Origin of the sequence: Mycolicibacterium sphagni, from assembly GCF_002250655.1 — a bacterium.
GTDB classification, from domain to species: Bacteria; Actinomycetota; Actinomycetes; order Mycobacteriales; family Mycobacteriaceae; genus Mycobacterium; species Mycobacterium sphagni.
The window spans coordinates 53504-75044 of sequence record NZ_NOZR01000026.1 but is presented as its reverse complement, the minus strand read 5'-3'; the positions used below and the strand labels follow the sequence as shown (position 1 = coordinate 75044).

The following is a 21541-nucleotide window of genomic DNA, read 5'->3' as shown; positions in this document are numbered from 1 at the left end:
TCAGTTCGACGACCAAGCGCCCGTACCAGCCCGTTCAGCTCAGTGGCTGGTTCTTTCGCACGCCCTTGTAGATACCGCGGCGCACGATCCAGGGCATCAGCACCCGGTCGATCGACCAGGCCGGGAACCGGTAGGCGGTGCCGTTGGGGGCGAACACTTCCAGGCCATCGGATTGAATGCCGACGATCGACCCCCATCGTCGCCTCGGTGCGCGGTATCTCTTCAGCGGCCGGTCGGCGATGGTGGCCCGAATGTTGTGGGCCAGCAGCCCGTCGGCCCTGGCTCGCGCCGAGGCCCGCAGCGGATCGGTAGCCGCCACGTCGCCGATCGCGAAGATGTGGTGGTGACCGCACACCTGCAGCTCCGGGGTGACCTTCACGAAGCCCTGCTCATCGAGCAGCTCCGGCGGCAGCCATTCGGTGTTGGGCTTGACCCGCCCGATCGCCCACAGCACCGCGTCGGCCTGAGCCGTCGGCTGTCCGGTGCTCCACTGCACGGGCGCGTCGGTGATCTCGTCACCGTCGAAACCGTCTGGCAGTACGGCGCGGTGGCCCGGATGTAGGCCGACGCCCAGCCCAATCAGCTTGTTCTGCAACCGTTCCCACGCCCGAGGATGATGCTCGGTAAGGGCCCGCTCACTCGGGAAGTACAGATCGACCTTCTTACCCGGCCACGCGGTGGCGATGTTGGCGGCGGCGCTGACGGCGGCGGCACCCCCGCCCACGACGATCACCGACCCAGCCTTGGCCAGCCGGTCGTGGGTGGACGTCAGATCAGCAGCGATCTCGTCGGGCGTCTGCAACCTGGGTTGGCGCCAGAACCCGTTACGCACACCGGTCGAAATCACCAGCAGGTCATAGGTTTCGGCGACGGGCGACCCGTCCGGTGCAGTGGCGTGCACGGTGCGGTGTTCGGTGTCCAGACCGGTGAGTGTGGCCTGCACGGTGCGTACCCGATCGAGTGCTCGGTACTTGTCGAACGAAATCCAGTTGTCGCGTGCCCAGTCCTTGGGCCGGGCCAGCCGCAGCCCGAGTTCCTGCCCACTGAGCAGTGCCGGCTTCGCCGAGATGCCGACGATGTCGGCGTGGCGGCCCAGCTTGATCGCGGTGAGCAGCCCGCTGTCCCCGAATCCGGCGATGACGAGGCGTGGACGCTGCGAGCTCATAGGGCAGCCTTCCGTGGTGGGCGGGGTATCAACATCGACACTCGGTCGATGACATCCTGATACTGCGGGCGCCGCGCGAGGCTGCGCTTCTCCATCATCGGGATGCTGGCGCCCAGGAACATCGCCACCATCGCGATCACCCCGACGAAAAGCCACCAGGCGTCAGCCGGGGCGGCGGCCACCCCGAAGAGCGCCAGGGCGAACCAGAAGCTGATCTCTCCGAAGTAGTTGGGGTGCCGCGACCAGGACCACAGTCCGCGATCCATCACCGCGCCGGGTTGCTTGTCACGGACGAAGCGGTGCATCTGAGTGTCGGCCACCAGCTCAAGGGTCACTGCCGCGATCCCGACGGCGAACGCGACCCAGCTCAGCCACACCAGGCCCGGCCCAGTTCTCGTCACCGCGACGTAAACCGGCAGCATGCCGAGGAAGACCTGCAGAGTGGGGACCAGATGGATACCGAACAAGTCGGCCAGGAACTCCCACCGGCCGGCGCTGTCCCGCAGCAGCGGGTAGCGCCAGTCTTCGTGGTGCAGACCGGGGAAGCTGTACACCCAGTTGCCGGTCAGGCGGACCGCCCAATACCCGACCACGATCGCGACCAGCCAGCAGCGCAGGGAATCCAGGCCCAACGGCCCGGCGGCCCACCAATAGACCAACAGCAGCGGCGGGATCACGCTCCAGAAGGCGTCGTAGAAGCTGGAGTTGCGGTAAGCGCGGCTGAAGATGAACACGACCAGGGTGGCCAGAACATCGGCGATCAACGCGTCGAGCCACCGGCGACCGGTCGCCGGACCCCACAACAGCCAAGCAGCCCCGGCTCCCACCGCAAGCACATAGGCCACGGTGACCAGGTACAGGGATCCTGCCCGGTTCGGCGTTACCGTCATGCAGCCTCCTCCAGCGGCCGAACTGTAACACGTTCTAATTGCCGTGCTGCGACCACAATAACGCGCGTCGATTCTGCGCTCAGAGCGGGTTTTCCGCGCGGGTACACCCTCTCACCGCAGACTCGACGAGGGGCGCCCGACCAAAACTTGACACCTGCCAACAACCGACAACACCGGGTTCCATATCGTGTCGGAATGAGCACCGTCGCTGATGCCGACCGGGTCGAAGACCTGGCCCGGCGGGTCGTGGCCGACCACGACCCGAAAACTGTCCCGATCCCGGAATTCCTCGGCGCTTGTTACGACGCCGGGCTGTCCTGGATCCACTTCCCCGAGGGCCTGGGCGGCCTTGGCTTGTCCCGCGGACTACAGGCCGTCGCCGACCGGATCCTGCAGGGCGCCGGCGGCCCGGTGCCGCTGGGCCTCAACCCGATGGGTTACGGCATGGCCGCACCGACCGTGCGTGAACACGCCCAGTCCGACGACCTCAAGAAGGCGCTGCTGCGACCGCTGGCCACCACCGAGGACATCTGGTGCCAGCTGTTCTCCGAGCCCGGCGCCGGCTCCGATCTGGCCGGACTGGCAACCACCGCGGTGCCCGACGGCGACGAGTGGGTGATCAACGGCCAGAAGGTGTGGACGAGCCTGGCGCACCGGGCCCGCTGGGGTCTGCTGCTGGCGCGCACCAACCCAGACATCGCCAAGCACAAGGGCCTGACCTACTTCGTGCTTGACATGCACGCCCCCGGCGTGGAGACCCGTCCGCTGCGCCAGATGACCGGGCAGGCGGAGTTCAACGAGGTCTACATGACCGACGTCCGCATCCCCGACAGCCACCGCCTCGGCGCGGTCGGCAACGGCTGGGGAGTCGCAATGACCACCCTGATGAACGAGCGCAGCGCCCTGGGCGCCAGCGGCAGCCGCCGCGGCAGCGGAACCATCAAGGACGCCACCACGCTGTGGGCGTCACGGCCCGACCTGCACACCCCGATTCTGCGGGACCGGTTGGCCCAGTTGTGGTTACGGTCGGAAGCCCAGCGGCTGACATCGGAGCGTTCTCGCGCCTCTGCCACCGCGGGTGGGCCGGGACCCGAGGCCTCGGTCGGCAAGCTGGTCGGCGCCGAACTCAACCAGCACATCTACCAGTGGTGCATGGATCTACTCGGACCCGAAGGCACTCTGTACAACGGCTACTCGATGAGCGATGCGTCCGGCGATGCCGGCGGCTGGCGTGGGCCGATCCAGCAGCGCTTCCTGCGCAGCCGCGCCAACACCATCGAAGGCGGCACCTCCGAGGTGATGCGCAACATTCTCGGCGAGCGGGTGCTCGGCCTGCCCGGTGACCTGCGTGCCGATGCCGGTATGCCGTGGAAGGAGATCCCGCGTGGATGAGAAGCTTGCGGATCAGACCGTGCGAAGCGATGAGAATGCTGAGTTCACGTTCACCGAGGAGCAGAACGATCTTCGCGCCGCGGTGCGCAAGTTCTGCGCCGATAACTTCGATGATTCGACGGTGCGCCGGTTGATGGAATCCCCGGTGCCCTTCGACGCCAAGGTGTGGAACCGGCTGGGCGCCGAGCTCGGCGTACTCGGACTGTCGGTGCCCGAGGCCGACGGCGGGGTCGGTGGTTCGCTGGTCGACCAGGCCGTCGCAGTGGAACAGTTCGGCGCCACCCTGGCCTGCGGGCCGTTGTTCGGGACCGTCTATCTCGCGATTCCCGCGCTGGTCGCCAGCCCGGGCGGCCCGGCCCGTGACGAGGTACTCGCTGCGCTGGTGGAAGGCACCCGAACGGCCGCGTTCGCCGTCGCCGACAAGGCCGGCGCATTCGATCCGGCCGCGGTGACCGTGACAGCCGGCGGCGATACCGTCACCGGCACCGTCGAGCGGGTGGTCGACGGTGCCGCCGCCGACGAAATCCTCGTTGCGGCAACCGGTCCTGAGGGCATCGGGCTCTACGCCGTGGACGCCAAGGACGTCGAGCGCACACCTCTGATGACATTGGATCTGACCCGGCCACAGGCCACCGTCACCTTCGCCGACTCCCCCGCCCGGCTAGTAGCCGGGCCCGAAGAGGCCGGGCGCGTGATCACCCACGCGCTACAGGTGGGCTCGGCTCTGCTGGCGATCGAACAGGTCGGTGCCGCACAGCATTTGCTGGATCTGGCCGTGGACTACGCCAAATCTCGGCTGCAGTTCGGCCGCCAGATCGGCTCGTTCCAGGCGATCAAGCACAAGCTGGCCGACATGCTCGTCGACCTCGAGCATGCCCGGTCGGCCGCCTACCACGCCGTGTGGGCGCTCACCGATGGCTCCGACGATCCGGCGCTTGCCGTCAGCATCGCCCAGGCCACTGCATCGGCGGCGCTGAGCCACATTGCGGCCGACACCATCCAGGTGCACGGCGGTATCGGCTTCACCTGGGAACACCAGGCGCACTTGTATTTCAAGCGCGCCATCACCGACGCCGCGCTGCTGGGCACTGCCGAGCAGCACCGGTCTCGGGTCGCCGATTTCGTCCTGGACGACGCGAGCACCGAAGGCGGTGCCTGGGTCGCCGACGGGCGCCCGGCCTGACAGCTGGTCATACACGAAACGTTCGGGCGGAGAAGTGCTGAGAACTTCTCCGCCCGAACGGTTTCCGTGGTGCGCCCGGCTCGTCAGCCGCGATGGCGATTCCACTGGTGGTGATGATGGATCGAGGAGCCGGGGACCGGCTGGTTGTGCTGGTTGGGGAACGCCGGGTGCGGCGTCGGGTGGTTCATGTCGGCACCGGCGCTGATGCGGCTGGGCCCGATGTTGGTCGAGGCCGTATCAGCGAAGCTGTCGGTGGCGCCGCCCAGGGCGACCAGTGCAGAACCGGTGGCCAGGATTGCCCCTGCTGCGATTCGCTTGAACCAGATGGTGCTCGTTGTCGTGATGGTCATGTCTTGCCTTTATTTCGTGCTTTCGCCGGTTTGCCGGCGGTGATCTAACAATCGCGCACAATCGGGTCGATGTCTGTCGGGTGACCAGGCCATAGTCAGGGTGAATCCGGTGTCCACCGATCGGGGGACACGGCCGACGACGCGGGCTTCGGCGGTCCCCGCGCCGTGCCGTCAGATCCCGGCCGCCCCGCGCAACTCCGCGTAGGACGTCTCGACACACTCGGCCAGGGCGGCGATGTCGGGTAACGCAGTCGGATCGGTGCACAGCCCGATACCCATGTCATCGGCGCATGAGATGGCCGAGATCCGCAGTGCGTGATGCGCGGCCGGCTCCGACGAGGAGAACAGGTGCCGTACCCGTCGACCGGAAACCTGAACCGGATTAGGGGGTCCGGGGACGTTGGAGATCGACAGGCTGAACTCGTGGGCGCTGCCGGCCAACCGTTGAGCCGCGGCGCCAATGCTTTTGACGCATCCCAGGGCGTGAAAGAGGTCGTACATCTCGTCAGCGTCGTCAAGGCGCTTGCGCTCGCGCGTCTGGGCACTGATCGCGTCGAGTCGTCGCAGCGGATCTGCTTCTGCCAGTGGGAGATCGACGTTGAGGAACGAATCGCGGTTGGCCAGATCGGCGGCGGCTTCGTCTCGGTGGTGCAAACTCACCGGGATCTGTGCCCGCAGATTCCGCGCGCCGGCCTCTCCCAGCCAGCGCCGCAGGCCGCCGGCTATTACGGCGAGCAGGACGTCATTGACCGTAGCGGCATTGGGCCGAGACACTCCGATCGCCTTGAACTCAGACAGAGGCGCGACGGCGAACGCCAGCTCGCGGGCGATGGTGACGGGGCGGTCGAACGGCGAATAGTCAGCCGGATGGCCAAGCTCGCGCACAAGGGCCGCCGGCATGCGCCACACTTCTTCCAGTGGTGACAGCGGGGGTGAATCATGCTGTCCTGGTCGGTGTTCCGGCCGCTTTGGGGTCGCTTGGTGAGCATCGAAGAGCACCGAGTTCAGGAACCGCACCCCGGCGATGCCGTCGGCCATCGCATGGTGGATGCGCGCTGCGATGGCCTCGCGCCCGTCGGCCAGGGGTCCGATGACATCGAAGGTCCACAGCGGCCTGCTGCGGTCGAGGTGTTCCGACATCAATGCGCTGACAATGCGCCAGAGATCGGTAGTGCTGATGCAGCGCGCGTCCGTGCTGCGCCGAACGTGCTGGCGGATGTCGAAATCGGTCGCGGGCACCCATCGTGGGTCGGTTCCCGACGTGTCGACCCGATGAGTCGCGCGTGGCTGGCTTGATAGTCGCTCGGCAACCGAGGCCCGCAGCGCGTCGATGTCGAGAAGGCCCGCGCCAGGTTCGAGCACCACCAGTTTCAGGGTGTGGCCGGTGATGGCCGCGGACTCCAGGCCGAGGATGTGTGCGTCGTCGGCGGACAGGCGATCGGACTTGTCGGGCGGCACAGTTCTGAGCCTAGGGTGATCAGCGGAACCGTTCGAGGCATTCACGCTCGTTGAACGTCGCCAGGAAGGCCGCGGCGGCGCTGCAGCCCTGGGCGTAGAGGGCGTCGATCTCCGGTTGCTTGATGTGGAAATCCAGCACGCCGACTTTTGTCGAATCCACGCGAATGGTCCTGCAGCTCACCCACGGCAGATTGAGGTAAGCCTGGTCGCGACCGACCAGGATCGTGGTGATGACGTCCTCCAGCAGGCTGGGGCCGCCGAGCAGCCGTAGTGGGGCCAGCGCGGGGATGACCTTGTCGTTGTTCTCGGGCAGGTCGGGCAGCAGCGTCACCCCGAGGGTCGGCCAGCGCGGTTTCTTGCCGTCGGTGCGATCCAGCGAGTCGATCGGGTAGTTCGACAGCAGCCCACCGTCGACGAGCGTTGACGTGCGGCCCGCGGCGCTGGTGAGGGTGGCCGGGCGGAAGAAGAACGGAATGGACATCGATGCGCGCACGGCATCGGCAACCGGCTGTTCGTCGGGGTCAAGGCCGTAGAGCCGGCGGTAGTCCCACGGCAGTCTGACCAGCTGGCCCGTCGTCACGTCGGCCGCGGTCACGACGAGCCGGTAGCGACGCTCCTCGGGCAGTTCGTCGTCGTCGAGGCGAAGGTCCCCGAAGGTGCTGACCCCGAGGTCGCGTAACTGGCCGGCGATGAAATCGTGCGCGTAGTCGCCCTGGTAAATGCCGGTGCCCTGCAGAATCGCCCACGACGGGCCGAGCAGCGGGACTCGTTCGACCGGGCCGGGGTCCAAAAACTTGCGATAGTCGATGCTCAGGGTGAGGTCCCGCACCTCATCGGGTGTCATCTGATCGTTCTTGGCGGCCGCGGCGACGATCGAGCCGACGATCGAGCCCGCCGACGAGCCGGCGATGCGATACGCCCGGTATCCGGCTTCCATCAGCTTCACTACGGCACCGGCCAGCCCGATGCCTTTCACGCCACCCCCGGCCAGGACGAGGTCGACGGGCTTGGTTGCTGTCGTGGGCATCGCCCCATGCTAGGAGCCGCGCCTGACAACGATGTGACGTTGCTTACCCGGCGTGGTTCCACTGGTGGCGGTGGTGCTCAGACGAGCCGGGAACCGGCTGATTGTGCTGGCCGGGAAAGCTCGGGTGCTGGGTGGGCTGGCTCAGGTTCGGGCCGTTGTTGAGCGAACCGCTCTCGGCCCAGGCGTCGGTGGCGGAACCGAAGGCGAACAGTGCGGAGCCCGCGGCGAGTGCGCTGCCGGCGGCCAGCCGCTTCATCCAGGTCATGGTGGTCATATCGATTGTTTCCTCTTTGTCGTCTGTGACTTGTCGATCTGGGCCTTCGTGTTTCGCCAGTGCCTAAACGGTCTCGCATCCGGGTCTCGATGTCTGTCCAGCAGCCGGCGGATGACCGGGCGGAATCCGGTGTCCCCCGATCGGCGGACATGACTCAATTCCTGCCAATCGACGCACATCTCCTGCCAGCGGAATTACCGCGCCCCCTAGTGGCGTTAGACCTGGCAGCGGCACGGAAACCCACTCCGGCCGTTGAGGAAGAGGGATAGACATGATGAAGTACGCAATCACCACAGCGATCGCCGGCGCGATGACCGCAGCCGTTCTCGGGCTTGCCGCGCCCGCGCAGGCGGACCTCGGTCACAACGACTGGGTCAACAACATGGGCCCGTCGGTCACTGTGCCGCACGTAGACACATCTGTGCACGGATAGTCGTTGAGTCTCAACGACTATCCATCAGAGGGGCACCCGGTTCGGGTGCCCCTCTTGCGTTGGCGCACCCTCAGGCCAGGACGGCGTCGATCGCGCGGTAGATCCGCTGCTCGCTGACCGGCTTGGGCGTGCCCAGCTGTTGGGCCCACAGACTGACCCGGAATTCTTCGATCTGCCACGCGATCTCGCGCACATCTGCCGCGGCGGCACGGGCCGGCGAGAGCGCTCGCAGCAGTTCGTGAAAGGCGTCCTGGACGGCGTGCACCCGCAGCATGCGGTCGCGGTCAGCCTGCGGGGCTTGCGCCAGCCGGTCGAGACGACGGCTGATCGCGGTGAGGTAGCGGGTCAGGTCGGCCAGATGCGCAGCGCCGCTGGCCGTGACAAACCGGGGTGCGACCAAATGGCCCAGCTGCGCGCGGATGTCGGCGACCGCATCGGCCTGCGCCGCCGATGGCGTGCCGGGCAGGGCGAGCTGCACTTCCTGCAGCGCAGCGAGGACTTTCTGAACTCGGGTGACGATATCGCGTGTGGTCGATGGCAGCGCGCCGGCCACCCGGTCACGCAGCGCAGCGAAATCGGCTCTGGTCCACACCGGCTGCGCCGCCAGGACACCGACGGCCGCGTCGGCGCAGTCGTCCAGTAACGCCGCCAGCGACCCGTCCGGATTGGCTCCCAATACCAGCCGGGTTCGCAGATCCAGGGCCTTCTCCAGCGATTTCACCGGAGAGGGCACGGCCAACCGCAGCAGCCGCCTGATGCCGGCTTTCATCGCGGCATCCCGTTCGGGCTCGGTGGCGAACACCTGTACATCCACGCTCGCGCCGGCGTCGACAAGTCCCGGGTAGCCCCGCACGATGTGGCCGCCAACCGTGCGCTCGACGCTGGCCGGCAGCCGATCGAGATCGTCGGGCCAGGCCCGAAGTCCCCTGCGCTCCACGTCACTGGCGACGGCGTCGGCCACTGCCTGACGAGCCGACCCGGCCAGCTGACGCTGCAGCACCTCGAGGTCTTTGCCTCGAGCCACCTCGGTACCGTCGGTCGCTTCGACTGCGAAGGTCACCCGGAGGTGAGCGGGCAGCTTGTCCAGATCGAACGCGGTTATCGGCACCAGAACGCCGGAACGACGGTGCAATTCGCGTTGCAGCGCCTCCAGGAGTGGCTCACGGCCGGCTTCGATACCGGCCAGGACTGCCCGCGCGGTATCCGGCGCCGGAACGAAGTTGCGCCGCAGATCTTTTGGCAGTGACCGAATCAGAGCGGTCACTAATTCCTCACGCAAAGCCGGTACCTGCCAACCGAACTCGTCACCACCGAGCCGGGCCAGTACCTCTACCGGGATGTGCACGGTCACGCCGTCATCGGCTGCACCAGGTTCGAACCGATAGGTCAGCGGCAGGGACAAGTCCCCGGCACGCCAATTGTCGGGTCGCTCGGGGGTGTCGTCGTCCACGCGGAGCAGGTCCTCGCGGGCGAAGGTCAGTAGCTCCGGGGTGCGGTGCCGCTGCTTTTTCCACCACCCGTCGAAGTGCCGTGCGGAAACCACCTGTGGCGGAATCCTGCTGTCGTAGAGCGCATAGATGTCGTCCTCGCCGACGAGCAGGTCCCGACGGCGGGCTCGCTCCTCCAGCTCGGCCAGTTCCGCTCGCAGCCGAGCGTTGTCGGCGAAGAAGTGGTGGCGCGTCTGCCACTCCCCCTGCACCAAAGCGTGGCGGATGAACAGCTCGCGGGACACCACCGGATCGACGGTGGCGTATCCCACCCGCCGACGCGGCACGAGCGCCAGCCCGTAGAGGGTCACTCGCTCGAACGCCATCACCGCGCCGCGCTTGGCATCCCAGTGCGGCTCACTGTAGGTGCGTTGCACCAGATGCCCGGCCACCCGCTCGACCACTTCGGGATCAACGCGGGCGGCGATGCGCCCGTACAGCCGGCTGGTCTCCACCAGGTCGGCCACCACGATCCAGCGCGGCGGCCGTTTGCTCAGCACCGATCCGGGGGCGAGCACGAACCGGGAGTTCCGCGCACCGGTGTAGTCCCGCGAATCCCCCTCACGCAGACCGATATGCGACAACAATCCGGCGACCAGAGCGGCGTGCACCCGCGCCGGGTCGGCCGGCTCGAGGTCGTCCGACTCCCGGATCCCGATATCGCGGGCAATGCTGCGCAGCTGACCGGTCAGGTCCTGCCACTCCCTGATGCGCAGGTAGTGCAGAAACTCTTCACGGCACATGCGGCGGAAAGCATTGCCGGAACGAGCTTTTCGCTCCTCACGCAGATAGCGCCACAGGTTGAGGAAGGACACGAAATCCGAGTGTTCATCGGCGAAGCGGGCGTGTTTCTGCCGGGCCGCCTCCTCGCGGTCGACGGGCCGCTCACGCGGGTCGGGAATCGACAACGCCGCGGCCAGCACCAGCACCTCGCGCACGCAGCCCTCGGTGTCGGCTTGCAGGATCATCCGGGCCAGCCGCGGGTCGACCGGCAGCTGAGCCAGGCGTCGGCCGATGTCGGTGATGGCGCCCGCGGAGTCGAACGCGCCCAATTCCTGGAGCAATTGAACACCGTCGCGGATACTGCGCTGCTCGGGCGGATCCAGGAACGGGAAGCTCTCGATGTCGCCGAGTTGCAGCGCCGCCATCTGCAGGATCACCGCAGCCAGGTTGGTGCGCAGGATCTCCGGATCGGTATAGCGCGGACGCGCCGCGAAGTCGTCCTCGGAGTACAGCCGGATGCACACCCCTGGCGCAGTGCGCCCGGACCGGCCCGCCCGCTGTGCGGCCGAGGCCTGCGAGATGGGTTCGATCGGCAGTCGTTGCACCTTGGTCCGCCTGCTGTAGCGCGAGATGCGGGCGGTGCCTGGGTCGACGACGTAGCGGATGCCCGGCACGGTCAGCGAGGTCTCGGCAACATTGGTGGCCAACACGATTCGCCGGCCGGCCCGCGACGGCTGGAACACCCGTTGTTGCTCGGCGGTGGGCAGCCGTGCATACAGCGGAAGCACTTCGGTGTTCCTCAAGTCGCGGAGGGCCTCTGCGGTATCGCGGATTTCGCGTTCCCCGGACAGGAACACCAGCACATCGCCGGGTGGCTCGGCCTCCAGTTCGCGGACCGCGTCGAGGATCGCTTCGGTCTGGTCGCGGATCTCGGTCCGTACGATCTCGTGGTCCGGGTCGTCGGGGTCGTCCGAATCATCGTCAACAACAGGTACTTCCAGCGGCCGGTAGCGGACCTCCACCGGGTAGGTGCGCCCGGACACCTCGACGATCGGCGCACTGTTGAAGTGGGCGGCGAACCGTTGTGGCTCGATGGTCGCGGAGGTGACGATGACCTTGAGATCTGGCCGGCGCGGCAGCAATTCGCGAAGGTAGCCCAGTAGGAAGTCGATGTTGAGACTGCGTTCGTGGGCCTCGTCGAGGATCAGCGTGTCGTAGCGCAGCAGCTGCCGGTCGCGCTGGATCTCGGCGAGCAAGATGCCGTCGGTCATCAATTTGACCAGCGTTCGATCGCTGGCCTGGTCGGTGAAGCGCACGGTGTAGCCGATGGTTTCGCCCAGCGGGCTGCCCAGTTCGTCGGCGATGCGTTGGGCCACCGTGCGCGCCGCCAGCCGGCGAGGCTGGGTATGGCCGATGGTCCCGCGGATTCCGCGGCCCAACTCCAGGCAGATCTTGGGCAGCTGCGTGGTCTTGCCCGAACCGGTCTCGCCGGCGACGATGACCACCTGGTTCTCGGTGACGGCCTTGGCGATCTCGCCGCGACGCTCGCTGACCGGCAAGTCGGGGTAGGTAATGGTCGGGACAGCGGCGGTGCGAGTGGCGATCAGCGCCTCGGCCGCAGTGACCTGCTCGGAGATCTGCCGCAGGCTCGCCGCCGAGACGTCCCCGCGCAGTGACTTCAGTCGCCGGCCAAGCCGGGCCGCGTCGCGGATCGTCAGACCATCCAAGCGGGTGCGCAACTGACGCACCTGTTCGGCGGACACTTCGGACACTCCGGCCACATTAGGCGGCGAAGCCGCCGGGTTGCCACACGGTGCGTAGGCTCGACGGCGATGACCATTTGGATCGTCGTCGGTCTGCTGCTGGTAGGCGTAGGGATCGTGGCCAGCCAGCTATTTCGGCTCAAGGACTGGCTGAACAAGCCACCGCCGCCCAGCGAGCATCCCGACGAACCCGACACGTGACGGAGCTGCCCGCCGGGGTGCGGGCGATGGCCGACCGCGGTCCGCACTGGGCGACGTGGATCGATTCACTGCCCAGCCTGACCCGTGACGTCCTCGCGCAGTGGCAGCTTCGGTCCGACGGCCCCGCCACCCACGGTTACTGCTCGCTGGTGTTGCCGGTCCACACCGACAACGGCGCGGCCGCGGTGCTCAAACTCAGCTTCCCCGACGACGAGTCCGAGCATGAGCATCTGGCGCTGCGGCGCTGGGGCGGCAACGGCGCGGTGCGCTTACGCAGCGCTGATCCGCACCGCCGTGCCCTGCTTCTGGAGCGACTCGGCGACCGCGACCTGACGGGCCTAGCCGACGTCGAGGCCTGCCGCGTTGTCGCCGACCTGTACCGCGATATCCACGTGCCGGCCTTGCCGCAATTGCGAACCCTGAGCTCGTACCTCGACCGCTGGACAGCCGAATTGGCCGAATTGCCGCGCAGCGCCCCGATTCCGCGCCGGCTGGTGGAACAGGCCCTGAGCCTGTGCGCCGACCTCACGACCGACCCCGCGGTCACCGCACGAGTCATCCACGGCGATCTGCACTACGCGAACGTGCTCGCCGGACAACGGCACCCCTGGTTGGTGATCGACCCGAAGCCGGTCAACGGCGATCCGCATTATGAGGTCGCCCCGATGTTGTGGAACCGCTTCGACGAGTTGGCTGCCGACGTCCGTGACGGTGTCCGCCGCCGGTTTTACACGTTGGTCGACGCCGCCGGGTTCGACGAGGAGCGGGCGCGAGCCTGGGTGGTAGTGCGGATGGTGCTCAACGCGATGTGGGCGGTGCAGGACGGCGGGCAGGAGCGAAGCAACACGGGGAATCAGACCAACGATCGCGACTGGCTGACTACTTGTATCGCGGTCGCCAAAGCTGTTCAAGATTGAGGGTTTTCGTCACCGCGGCGGATCGCCGCGCCACATGAAGCTGTTGACATACTTGCCCATGTCCTTGGCGATGTCGAGGTTCGCCGGCGAGGGTGGGCCTGGTCCGTCGTCGGGTCCGAACTGGTGGAACGGCCCGGCAGCACCGGCGACCAATGCCAGGTCGTTCTTCACCGCGACGACGAGGATGATCCGCAGCCGCTGCGCATCGGTCGCGGTGCCCTTCGGCCAATTGTCGGCGACCTCGCCGTAACCGGGTTCGTATCCCAGGATCGCGTTGGGCAGGTCGTAGGACTTCACCGCGTCGGGGAACATCTGACTCAGGAGGTCGTCGGCGACCTTCCGGGCATCGCGGCCCCGCGCAGGCTCGCTGAACAATCGCAATACCCCGCGGTCTCCGACGGTCAGCTCCGCCCGCACCCCGCTGGGCTCCATGGTGACGTCATAGGCGGTCCCGGGCGCGGGGTACGACACCGAGAACGACCCGTCGGCAGCGAAGAAGCGGGGATTGGTCGCCACCGGAAGCCCGTTCGGCGGGCGTCCGCAGTCCGGTGGACAGCGATACTGGGTCGCCGTGGGCGTGATTCGGGTCGCGACGACGCTCAACGCCATCATCACGACGACGATCACGCCCACCCAGATGCCGACGGTTGCGAAGTAGGCGGGGCCACGTTGCCGACGAGCCCGATAGCTGCCGGGCGGCACCGCGTAGCCCGCGAACGTCCCGGCCGGGTCCTGGTCTGTTGTCTTGCTGGTCATTGGCGCAACGACTTCAGCACGAGCACGGCCTTGATCAGATTGTCGACGTTAGGCGATCCCAGCCCGGTGACCATGTCGTAGCCGGGCATGGTGGGCGTCACCGCGTTGGCGCCGAGATAGATGTCACGAAAGGCCGGCACCTCGGCTTCGGTGGCCAGTTCGTAGAGCACGGGATTGAAATCGCCGAGCTGTTGCAGGTTACGGGCGGTGAGGAACTGGTTCATCACGGCTGCCAGCCCAGCCCAGATCGGCGCCGCCTGCGAGGTGCCACCGCCGACCTGAATCTGTCCGTCGAACACGAACTTCACGCCGGTGAACGGGTCGGCCACCGCGGCGATATCGGGGACCAGTCGTTTGTCCCGCGGACCCGAGCGCTCGCCGGCTTCCTGCCACGACGGGCGGGCGAACAGCACCGAGGCACCGCCGCCGCTGCCCTGAGTCAGCGGCACGTCATACCAGCCTTGTTCGGCCAGCCACTGCCCTTGGGAGTCGGTTGACAACGTCGTGCCCCCGACACCGGTCACCTCCGGCAGCGAGGCGATCGCGTCGACTCCGACATCGTCCGGGCTGGGCGGCTCCGACCAGTCCTTGCCGCCTTTGCATTCCAGCCCAGCCAGGTCACCGCTGGCGACGAAGGCCGTCGTCCCATTGCGATGCGCGCGGGCCAGCGCCGAACGGACGGGCGCCAGATCGGCCCGGGCCAGCAGTCGATCGCAGCCCCAGCCGATGGAGAAGCTCCACACCGCGCCCGGATACTGGCGGTCCACATCCTCCATCAGCTGGCCGAGTTTGACGTACGCCGCGTCGCCTTCGGCGGTCGGGCGCGCGTTGACCAGAACGATCCTGGCCGACGGAGCGATCGCGTGGATGAGTTGCACATCCATGGTCGCTTCACCGTGCCGCTCGGCCGGCATCCCGCCCATCACCTCGAGGTTGAAGCGAGGCAATGTGAACCAGTCGGAGAACGTGTCCAGGTCGCTCTGCTCAACCCCGTCGAAGGCGAAGACGACGACGGTCTGGCCCTTGCCGGTGTACCCGGCGGAGCTCAGCTGGTTCACCTGGTAGGCGGTGAGCAGCTCGGTCGGCACCAGACCGCCGTTGGGGACATCGAGCGGCAAGCTCGGCGGCGTGCCTTCGTGATGCGGCGTATACCCGAGGATCCGGCCCAGCTCGGTGACCTCACCACTCAACTGCTGCGGCACGGCCGGCTGCTGCGGGGAGGCATAGAACACATGCCCGCCACCGAGGCGGTAGTCGTGCACAGCGACGTCAAGGGCCCGGGCGACCGTGCGTGGCGCGCCTTCCACGACTGCCCACGGGTCCCCCTCTCGCCATCGCACCGACAGGCCGTGAGAGGCGGCCCATCGAGTCAAGGCAACGGGTTCGGTGGGCGCGTGCAGTTCGACGGTCAACTGAATGCGTTCGGCGCGGGCGGGCCCGAGATCCGCGGCCTGAGCGAGCAAGCGGGCGAACGGACCGGCGATCAGGTTGTACGGCAGCGGCGGAGTCGGTCGGTCTGCGGCGAACACCACCATGATCAGCGCCAGCATCGCGAGCAGCGGTGTCAGCCGGTGCCCACGGCGACGCCGTAACCATAAGCCTCTGCGCATCACGGAAACCATCCCATACCGATGCGGGGTCACAGAGGAGGTCGGGATGGCAAGTCCGGACGCTAGCTCACAGCGGGATGGCCAGCTGACTTCTGATCAGCGGCGCGATCTTCTCGGCCATGTAGGCGTGACCGGCGTCGGTGGGATGAACGCCGTCCGGGCCGATGAGGTCCGGCCGGCCGACGAACCATCCTTCGGCGATCGGGTCGATGAACACCGCACCCACGTCCTTGGCCTGCGCGCGCAGGTTGTCCCGCAGCGCGAACACCTCCGGCGGTGGGTCGGCCGTCGGCCACGGCGGGCCGATCACCAGGAACCTGGCCTTGGGGGCCACCCTGCGGGCGGCCTGGAAGGTCTGCCCGACGAGCCCGGGAAACTGTTGCATGTCGACGGGCTGGTCGTTGCGTGACCCGAAGAACACCACGAGTGCGTCGTCGCGGTTGACGGCCCGAAGGGTGAGGTCCTCGAAGAGGCTGCCGTGGTTGCCACGGATCCCATAGCCCGCTCCCCCTTCGGCGGCCACGTCGGCGTTGACTCGCGCTCCTTGATTGGCCAGCAGGCGCCAGGCTTGCGAGGTCCACGACTGTGGCCCCTCTCCACCCTCGTCGGTACCGGTTGTGTAGGAGTCGCCGATCACCGCGATGCGGCTGAACCCCGAACCGCGGCTGGTCAATTCGTAGCCGACGCCGGCGTGTGAATAGCCGAGAAGTACGGCAAGCACCACGACGGCCGACAGGCCCGTCGTGGTGACGCGCATAAGCCCTTCGCTGCGGGTCAATGACACCTCACTGAATTCGTGCCCGACCCAGGCAGCGTACCGCCACGGAAGGTGTTGTCGCACACCGAGGCTGGGCCAGAGTTGCTACCCGGCCCGAGCCGATGACTGCGGTGGACGGGCATCGCGGGCGTGGTCGATGGACGCCAGCCGACTTCCCTCCGCCGCCGGCGGGCCGGTGTGCACATCGTGCTGGACGTCGCGGAAGTCGACCATTCTGCGCATCCAGCGCCGCGCCGGCTCCTCCACTGAGTGGTACAGCAGCATCGCACCTGCCACCGCGGCGGCGATCAGGCCGATGACGACGAACTTCTGCACCGACTTGGGTAGGTCGATGTGGTACTCCTGTACCGCCCAGTTCCAGGACGTGTGCACGATCTCGTGAACCATGTAGAGGCTGAACGAGATCTGGCCGCCATAGACCAGCAGCCGGGTGGACAACAGGGCAGGCAGACTGCCCACCCCGATCGCCAGCGTGACCACCAGCGGCATGAACAACAGGTCGACCACCCCGCCGGGGTCGACCATCCCGGGGACCGGATTCGCGTCGTAGTAGTAGAGGATGACGACGATCGCAGCGGTCAGCAGTATCGAGGCGAAGCCGGCGACGAGCTGCCCGCGGCGGCCGAGCCGTAGCCGCCGCACGGCAGCGCAGGCCAGCGCGCCGGCCACGAACTGCGCCACAATGCGCGGCAGCCAGCTCCATGGCGTGTAGAAGTGGCCGCTGGCCAGCAGCAGCACCGTCGGCGGCAGGGCGGCGGCGAAGGCCAGCAGCAGCAGCGTGCGCGCCCGGGTCACCCGCGCCATCCGGAAGATGACCAGAATGATCGCGCCGAACAGAAGGTAGGCCAGCCACTCCGCGCTGATCGACCAGGCCGGCCCGTCCCAGCTCGTGCCGTCGAAGAACGGTTCGTACCACAGCTGGACCATGAACAGCTGCCGCACATAGCTGATGGCGGTGAGCTTCTCGACGTCCGGCGACGGCACGGTGCCGACGTGCAGCGTGAAGATGATCCACAGCGCCGCGATGTGCATGGTCACCAGGTACACCGGCCATACCCGCGACAGCCGCAGCCACAGGAAATGCATGGTGGCGCGCCCAGAGAAATGCGATCCCATCCGGTCCAGATAGTTCCAGGTCAAGACGAACCCACTGAGGATGAAGAACAGGTCGACGCCCTGGGCGCCGGCATTGAACAGGGGCGCGAGATCGTCTTTCAGACGGGGCGAGGCGTCCCAGATCAGCGGCCGGAAGTGGAACAGCACCACCCACATGGCGGCGACGATGCGAAGACCGGTCAGAGCCTTGATTTCTCCGGTTCGCACGACACCCATTTCCGACTCTTGCTTGCTTTTTCGACGCCCTGCGTCAGACGGGTCGGACCCCGCCGCCCCCGCGATTTCCTCGCCTACGACTTTGGCAGCGTATCAGCGCGGCGCCCGCCAGCCGGGTTTCGCAATGCTGTGCGGTTGCTGGACGCCCGGCTCTGCCTACCGTTTGCCGGACAGTGATCGTGGTAACACCCAGCGGGTGGGCACCCGGTTGACCAAGGACCAGCGCAACTCGTTCATCGCCGCGCAGCTCGGCTGGACGATGGACGCGTTCGACTACTTCATCGTGGTGCTGGTCTATGCCGACATCGCCGAGACGTTCCACATCAGCAAGATCGAGGTCGCGTTCGTGACCACCGCGACGTTGTTCATGCGGCCGGTCGGCGCCCTGTTGTTCGGATTGTGGGCCGACCGAGTCGGCCGCCGGATCCCGCTGATGGTCGACGTCGCGTTCTATTCGGTCGTCGGGTTCCTGTGTGCGTTCGCCCCCAACTTCACCGTGCTCGTGGTGCTGCGGTTGCTGTATGGCATCGGCATGGGCGGTGAGTGGGGTCTGGGGGCGGCACTGGCCATGGAGAAGATCCCGGCCGAACGACGCGGCTTCTTCTCTGGGCTGCTGCAAGAGGGCTACTCGTTCGGCTACCTGCTAGCCACGTTGGCGTCGCTGCTGGTGCTCGACGGCTTGGGCCTGTCGTGGCGCTGGTTGTTCGGCTTGTCGATCGTGCCTGCCCTGATCACACTGCTGATCCGGACCCGGGTGACCGAGTCGGAGGTGTGGCAGGCAGCCCAGACGCGGATGCGCACCAGCAGCACCAAGATTCGCGACGTCCTGTTCAACCCGGTTGTGGTGCGCCGGTTCATCTATCTCGTGCTGCTGATGACGGCCTTCAACTGGATGAGCCACGGCACGCAGGACGTGTACCCGACGTTCCTGTCGGCGACGCACAACGGTGGCGCGGGGCTGTCCACCCAGGCGGCGCGGTGGATCGCGGTGATCTACAACATCGGCGCGATCATCGGCGGCCTGGTTTTCGGCACGCTGTCCCAGCGGTTCGGCCGCCGCTACACCATCGTCTTCTGCGCAATCCTCGCGCTGCCGATCGTGCCGCTGTTCGCGTTCTCCCAGACCGCGGCGATGCTGTGCCTGGGCGCCTTCCTGATGCAGGTGATGGTCCAAGGTGCGTGGGGTGTCATCCCGGCCCACCTGACCGAGATGTCGCCCGACGCGATCCGTGGGTTCTACCCAGGTGTCACCTACCAGCTGGGCAATCTGCTGGCCGCCTTCAACCTGCCTATCCAGGAACACCTGGCGGCCGGTCACGGCTACCCGTTCGCGCTTGCCGTGACGATCGTTCCGGTGCTGGTGGCCGTCGCAGCGTTGACGTGGTTTGGCAAGGACGCCACCGCAATTCAGTTCGGCACAGCTGAGAGTGCGCTACCCATGGCCACAAAAACGTGAAGCAGCAACAGGATCGCTCTACGCTTGCGCACATGCACCGCCTCTCCGGCTTGGATGCGGCGTTCTGGTGGGCGGACACCCAGGAGTGCCCGATGCACATCGGCGCCTTGGGCATCTGCGATCCCAGCGGGGTGCCGGGCTTCAGTTTCGAGACGGTGCGCAAGTTGATCGAAAGCCGGCTGCCCGAGCTGCCCGTCCTGCGTCATCGTGTCGCCGGTGCCCGCCATGGCCTGGATCGGCCGTGGCTCGTCGAAGACGTCGAGCTGGACATCGACTACCACATCCGTCACGTGGCCCTGCCCTCACCGGGCGGCCAGCGCGAGCTCGAGGCGTTGGTCGGCCGGCTGATGTCCTACTCGCTGGACCGCGACCGCCCGCTGTGGGAGATGTGGTACATCGAGGGTCTGGCCGACGGCCGGGTCGCCTACCTGACCAAGATTCACCACGCCGTGATCGACGGGGTGTCAGGGGCGGGGCTCAGCTCGATCCTGCTCGACGTCACCGAGGAACCCCGACCTCCGGCCACCGACGTACCAGACTCCGAAGGGCACCTGCCCCGGGTCGAGCGGCGGGCGTTGGGTGCGCTGTACAACATCGCCGTCATGACCCCCTACCGGGTGGCCCGGGTGATCCAGCAGACGGTGACCCAGCAGCTGGCCGCGCGGTCAGTGGCGAACAAGCCGCCGAACTTCTTCGACGCGCCGTCGACCAGATTCAACACCAAGCTCAGTATGCAGCGCCGGATAGCCTGCACCACGCTGTCGCTCGACCGCATCAAGGCCGTGAAGCAGGCCTTCGATGTGAAGATCAATGATGTTGTGCTGACTATCATTTCGGGTGCGATACGGGAGTATCTTCTGGCTCGCGGCGAACTGCCGGACCGGCCGCTGGTGGCGCAGGTTCCGGTGTCCACCCATACCGAGGCGTCCACTGCCGGCAACCAGATGACGTCGACGACCGTGCGTCTGGCCACCGACGTCGCCGATCCCACCGAACGGCTGACCGCGATCTACGACAGTTCCCGTGGCGCCAAGGAGATGGCCAGGACACTGTCCGATCACCAGCTCGTCGGCCTCACCGAGACCACGCCGCCGGGGCTGCTCGGTCTGGCGGTGCGGGCGTACTCCGCGGCTCACCTGGGCGACGTTGTCGTGCCGATCAACCTGGTGGTCTCGAACGTACCCGGGCCGGAGTTTCCGCTGTATCTGGCCGGCGCACGGGTCGAGACGCTGGTGCCGCTGGGCCCGCTGATGCTCGATGTCGGCTTGAACATCACCTGCCTGAGCTATTGCGACTCACTGGATTTCGGGATCTCGACGACACCCGAGATCGCCGCGGACATCGACGAGTTCACCGCGGCATTGCACGTCGCTCTCGAACAGCTCGAGGATGCGGCCGGCTTGTCCACGGCGCGCTGACGCTGAATCAGGTTGCGGCCCAGCCTCCGTCGACGCTGGTGAATGCCGAGCGCGCTGCGGGCCCAACGTTGAGGCGGGACTAACCGCCGTTCTGAGCCATCGCCCAGCAGGTGCTCGAATGGTTCAGGTTGCAGGGGATGCCATTCATCGTGGGGATCTGGTTGGGCTGGATGTTGGACGTTACGTCTGACGGGGGCATGGCCTGGGGGATCTGTTGCCCACCCGACTGGCCGGCCACGCACACCCCGGGAAACCTGGTCTGCACCGTGCCCGCGGGGCAGTCGGCGGATGCCGGCGACGCGAAGCCCACCGCCACCGATCCGAGGGCCAGCGAGACCACACCCGTTCCGACCAAGAGCCGTCGATTCACAGTCATGTGTGTTCCGCCTTACGCCTTGAGGAGTCAGATCCCAACCCCGCATCAACCTAATCACGTTATCGGCGGCGCGGCCACCGGCGTTAGCCAGCCTGCGGCAAAGCGATCGACGGCACCGATGGCAGGGCAGGCGCCGCCGTGCCGCTCAAGGTGTTGAGCGTGTTCGACGCCTGGTTGGCGGTGCTCAGCATCTGCATGAGCGGTGTGATGTTGCCGTTGGCGAGCTGGGTCATCACTGCCGGGCATTGGGACTGGATGGCTTGCTCCGCCACGAATCCGGTGACCTGGGAGGCCAGGCCGCCGTGGCCGCTCGCGGTCGTGGCGTTGGACACCAGGCTGCCGCCCGGCTTCACTATGAGCGGGCAGATCTGTTGTCCGATCTGCTCGATCAACTGAGTGATCGGACCGTTGTTTCCGACGCCGACGGTGCCCAGCACACCGCTGAGGTCGCCTGGGTCTGCCTGGGCAGGGGCCGGCAAAGCGGTCGCGGCGATCAACACGCCGGCGCTGACGGCGAGGATCTCTGCGCTGAATGTGCGAACGGTCATTTGG

General features: G+C 67.0%; 20 protein-coding genes. 7 read left to right on the top strand and 13 right to left on the bottom strand.

From position 1 onward, the window contains the following. Nucleotides 1–34: 34 nt before the first annotated feature. Together CG716_RS24485 and CG716_RS24480 are read right to left on the bottom strand one after the other, a co-directional pair. The gene (locus tag CG716_RS24485; RefSeq protein WP_094483720.1) at nucleotides 35–1165 is read right to left on the bottom strand and encodes an FAD-dependent oxidoreductase; all 1131 of its coding nucleotides are present in this window, start codon (nucleotides 1163–1165) and stop codon (nucleotides 35–37) included. Then, entirely contained in the window at nucleotides 1162–2055 is an 894-nt protein-coding gene (locus CG716_RS24480; RefSeq protein WP_165774287.1) for a DUF1295 domain-containing protein, read from the bottom strand. Before CG716_RS24480 ends, CG716_RS24485 begins: the two co-directional genes overlap by 4 nt. 195 nt (nucleotides 2056–2250) lie before the next feature. On the opposite strand from CG716_RS24480, the gene CG716_RS24475 reads away from it, so the two are divergent. Together CG716_RS24475 and CG716_RS24470 are read left to right on the top strand one after the other, a co-directional pair. Beyond that, nucleotides 2251–3447 (top strand): acyl-CoA dehydrogenase family protein, encoded by a 1197-nt coding sequence (locus CG716_RS24475; protein ID WP_094483719.1) that lies wholly within the window; start codon nucleotides 2251–2253, stop codon nucleotides 3445–3447. Continuing rightward, entirely contained in the window at nucleotides 3410–4630 is a 1221-nt protein-coding gene (locus CG716_RS24470; protein WP_420093224.1) for an acyl-CoA dehydrogenase family protein, read from the top strand. The genes CG716_RS24475 and CG716_RS24470 overlap by 38 nt, the downstream gene beginning before the upstream one ends. An 83-nt stretch (nucleotides 4631–4713) precedes the next feature. On the opposite strand, the gene CG716_RS24465 is transcribed toward CG716_RS24470, so the two are convergent. The 4 genes from CG716_RS24465 to CG716_RS24450 all read right to left on the bottom strand — a co-directional run bounded on the left by CG716_RS24465 (nucleotide 4714) and on the right by CG716_RS24450 (nucleotide 7739). Next, nucleotides 4714–4980 (bottom strand): hypothetical protein, encoded by a 267-nt coding sequence (locus CG716_RS24465; protein ID WP_094483718.1) that lies wholly within the window; start codon nucleotides 4978–4980, stop codon nucleotides 4714–4716. Between the two features lie 171 nt (nucleotides 4981–5151). Then, on the bottom strand, nucleotides 5152–6438 hold the full coding sequence (locus CG716_RS24460) for a wax ester/triacylglycerol synthase domain-containing protein (RefSeq protein WP_094483717.1): 1287 nt from the start codon (nucleotides 6436–6438) through the stop codon (nucleotides 5152–5154). Between the two features lie 19 nt (nucleotides 6439–6457). Then, nucleotides 6458–7465: a patatin-like phospholipase family protein gene (locus tag CG716_RS24455; protein WP_094483716.1), complete on the bottom strand. Its 1008-nt coding sequence runs from the start codon at nucleotides 7463–7465 to the stop codon at nucleotides 6458–6460. Nucleotides 7466–7508: 43 nt separating this feature from the next. Then, a complete protein-coding gene (locus CG716_RS24450; protein WP_094483715.1) occupies nucleotides 7509–7739 on the bottom strand; it encodes a hypothetical protein in 231 nt (76 codons plus the stop codon). 271 nt (nucleotides 7740–8010) lie between these two features. Here CG716_RS24450 and CG716_RS30345 point away from each other — a divergent pair, with 271 nt between their 5' ends. Continuing rightward, nucleotides 8011–8172, top strand: a complete 162-nt coding sequence (locus CG716_RS30345) for a hypothetical protein (RefSeq protein ID WP_094483714.1) — start codon at nucleotides 8011–8013, stop codon at nucleotides 8170–8172. A gap of 70 nt (nucleotides 8173–8242) precedes the next feature. Here the strand turns inward: CG716_RS30345 and hrpA are convergent, their stop codons facing one another. Continuing rightward, nucleotides 8243–12163 carry an ATP-dependent RNA helicase HrpA gene (hrpA, locus tag CG716_RS24440; protein WP_420093223.1) on the bottom strand — a complete coding sequence of 1307 codons (3921 nt, stop codon included), beginning with the start codon at nucleotides 12161–12163 and terminating at the stop codon, nucleotides 8243–8245. Nucleotides 12164–12214: 51 nt separating this feature from the next. Here hrpA and CG716_RS31175 point away from each other — a divergent pair, with 51 nt between their 5' ends. Further along, on the top strand, nucleotides 12215–12346 hold the full coding sequence (locus CG716_RS31175; protein ID WP_264006382.1) for a hypothetical protein: 132 nt from the start codon (nucleotides 12215–12217) through the stop codon (nucleotides 12344–12346). Next, on the top strand, nucleotides 12343–13263 hold the full coding sequence (locus CG716_RS24435) for an aminoglycoside phosphotransferase family protein (protein WP_094483712.1): 921 nt from the start codon (nucleotides 12343–12345) through the stop codon (nucleotides 13261–13263). Before CG716_RS31175 ends, CG716_RS24435 begins: the two co-directional genes overlap by 4 nt. Before the next feature lie 9 nt (nucleotides 13264–13272). Here CG716_RS24435 and CG716_RS24430 read toward each other — a convergent pair whose 3' ends face one another. The 4 genes from CG716_RS24430 to CG716_RS24415 form a co-directional block, all read right to left on the bottom strand. After that, nucleotides 13273–14019, bottom strand: coding sequence for a hypothetical protein (locus CG716_RS24430; protein ID WP_094483711.1), 747 nt, complete (start codon nucleotides 14017–14019; stop codon nucleotides 13273–13275). Beyond that, nucleotides 14016–15629, bottom strand: a complete 1614-nt coding sequence (locus tag CG716_RS24425; RefSeq protein ID WP_094483739.1) for a S53 family peptidase — start codon at nucleotides 15627–15629, stop codon at nucleotides 14016–14018. Before CG716_RS24425 ends, CG716_RS24430 begins: the two co-directional genes overlap by 4 nt. A 67-nt stretch (nucleotides 15630–15696) precedes the next feature. Next, complete coding sequence (locus CG716_RS24420) at nucleotides 15697–16386, bottom strand: Rv0518 family GDSL lipase (RefSeq protein ID WP_094483710.1); 690 nt, start codon at nucleotides 16384–16386, stop codon at nucleotides 15697–15699. A gap of 105 nt (nucleotides 16387–16491) precedes the next feature. Beyond that, nucleotides 16492–17739 (bottom strand): acyltransferase family protein, encoded by a 1248-nt coding sequence (locus CG716_RS24415; RefSeq protein ID WP_094483709.1) that lies wholly within the window; start codon nucleotides 17737–17739, stop codon nucleotides 16492–16494. Nucleotides 17740–17935: 196 nt separating this feature from the next. On the opposite strand from CG716_RS24415, the gene CG716_RS24410 reads away from it, so the two are divergent. Together CG716_RS24410 and CG716_RS24405 are read left to right on the top strand one after the other, a co-directional pair. Beyond that, on the top strand, nucleotides 17936–19195 hold the full coding sequence (locus tag CG716_RS24410) for an MFS transporter (protein WP_234818011.1): 1260 nt from the start codon (nucleotides 17936–17938) through the stop codon (nucleotides 19193–19195). Between the two features lie 32 nt (nucleotides 19196–19227). Continuing rightward, nucleotides 19228–20613 (top strand): WS/DGAT/MGAT family O-acyltransferase, encoded by a 1386-nt coding sequence (locus CG716_RS24405; RefSeq protein ID WP_094483707.1) that lies wholly within the window; start codon nucleotides 19228–19230, stop codon nucleotides 20611–20613. Nucleotides 20614–20692: 79 nt separating this feature from the next. Here the strand turns inward: CG716_RS24405 and CG716_RS24400 are convergent, their stop codons facing one another. Both CG716_RS24400 and CG716_RS24395 read right to left on the bottom strand, forming a co-directional pair. After that, nucleotides 20693–20989 (bottom strand): hypothetical protein, encoded by a 297-nt coding sequence (locus CG716_RS24400; RefSeq protein WP_094483706.1) that lies wholly within the window; start codon nucleotides 20987–20989, stop codon nucleotides 20693–20695. Nucleotides 20990–21072: 83 nt separating this feature from the next. Continuing rightward, nucleotides 21073–21537 (bottom strand): DUF732 domain-containing protein, encoded by a 465-nt coding sequence (locus CG716_RS24395; protein ID WP_094483705.1) that lies wholly within the window; start codon nucleotides 21535–21537, stop codon nucleotides 21073–21075. Between the last annotated feature and the right edge of the window lie 4 nt (nucleotides 21538–21541).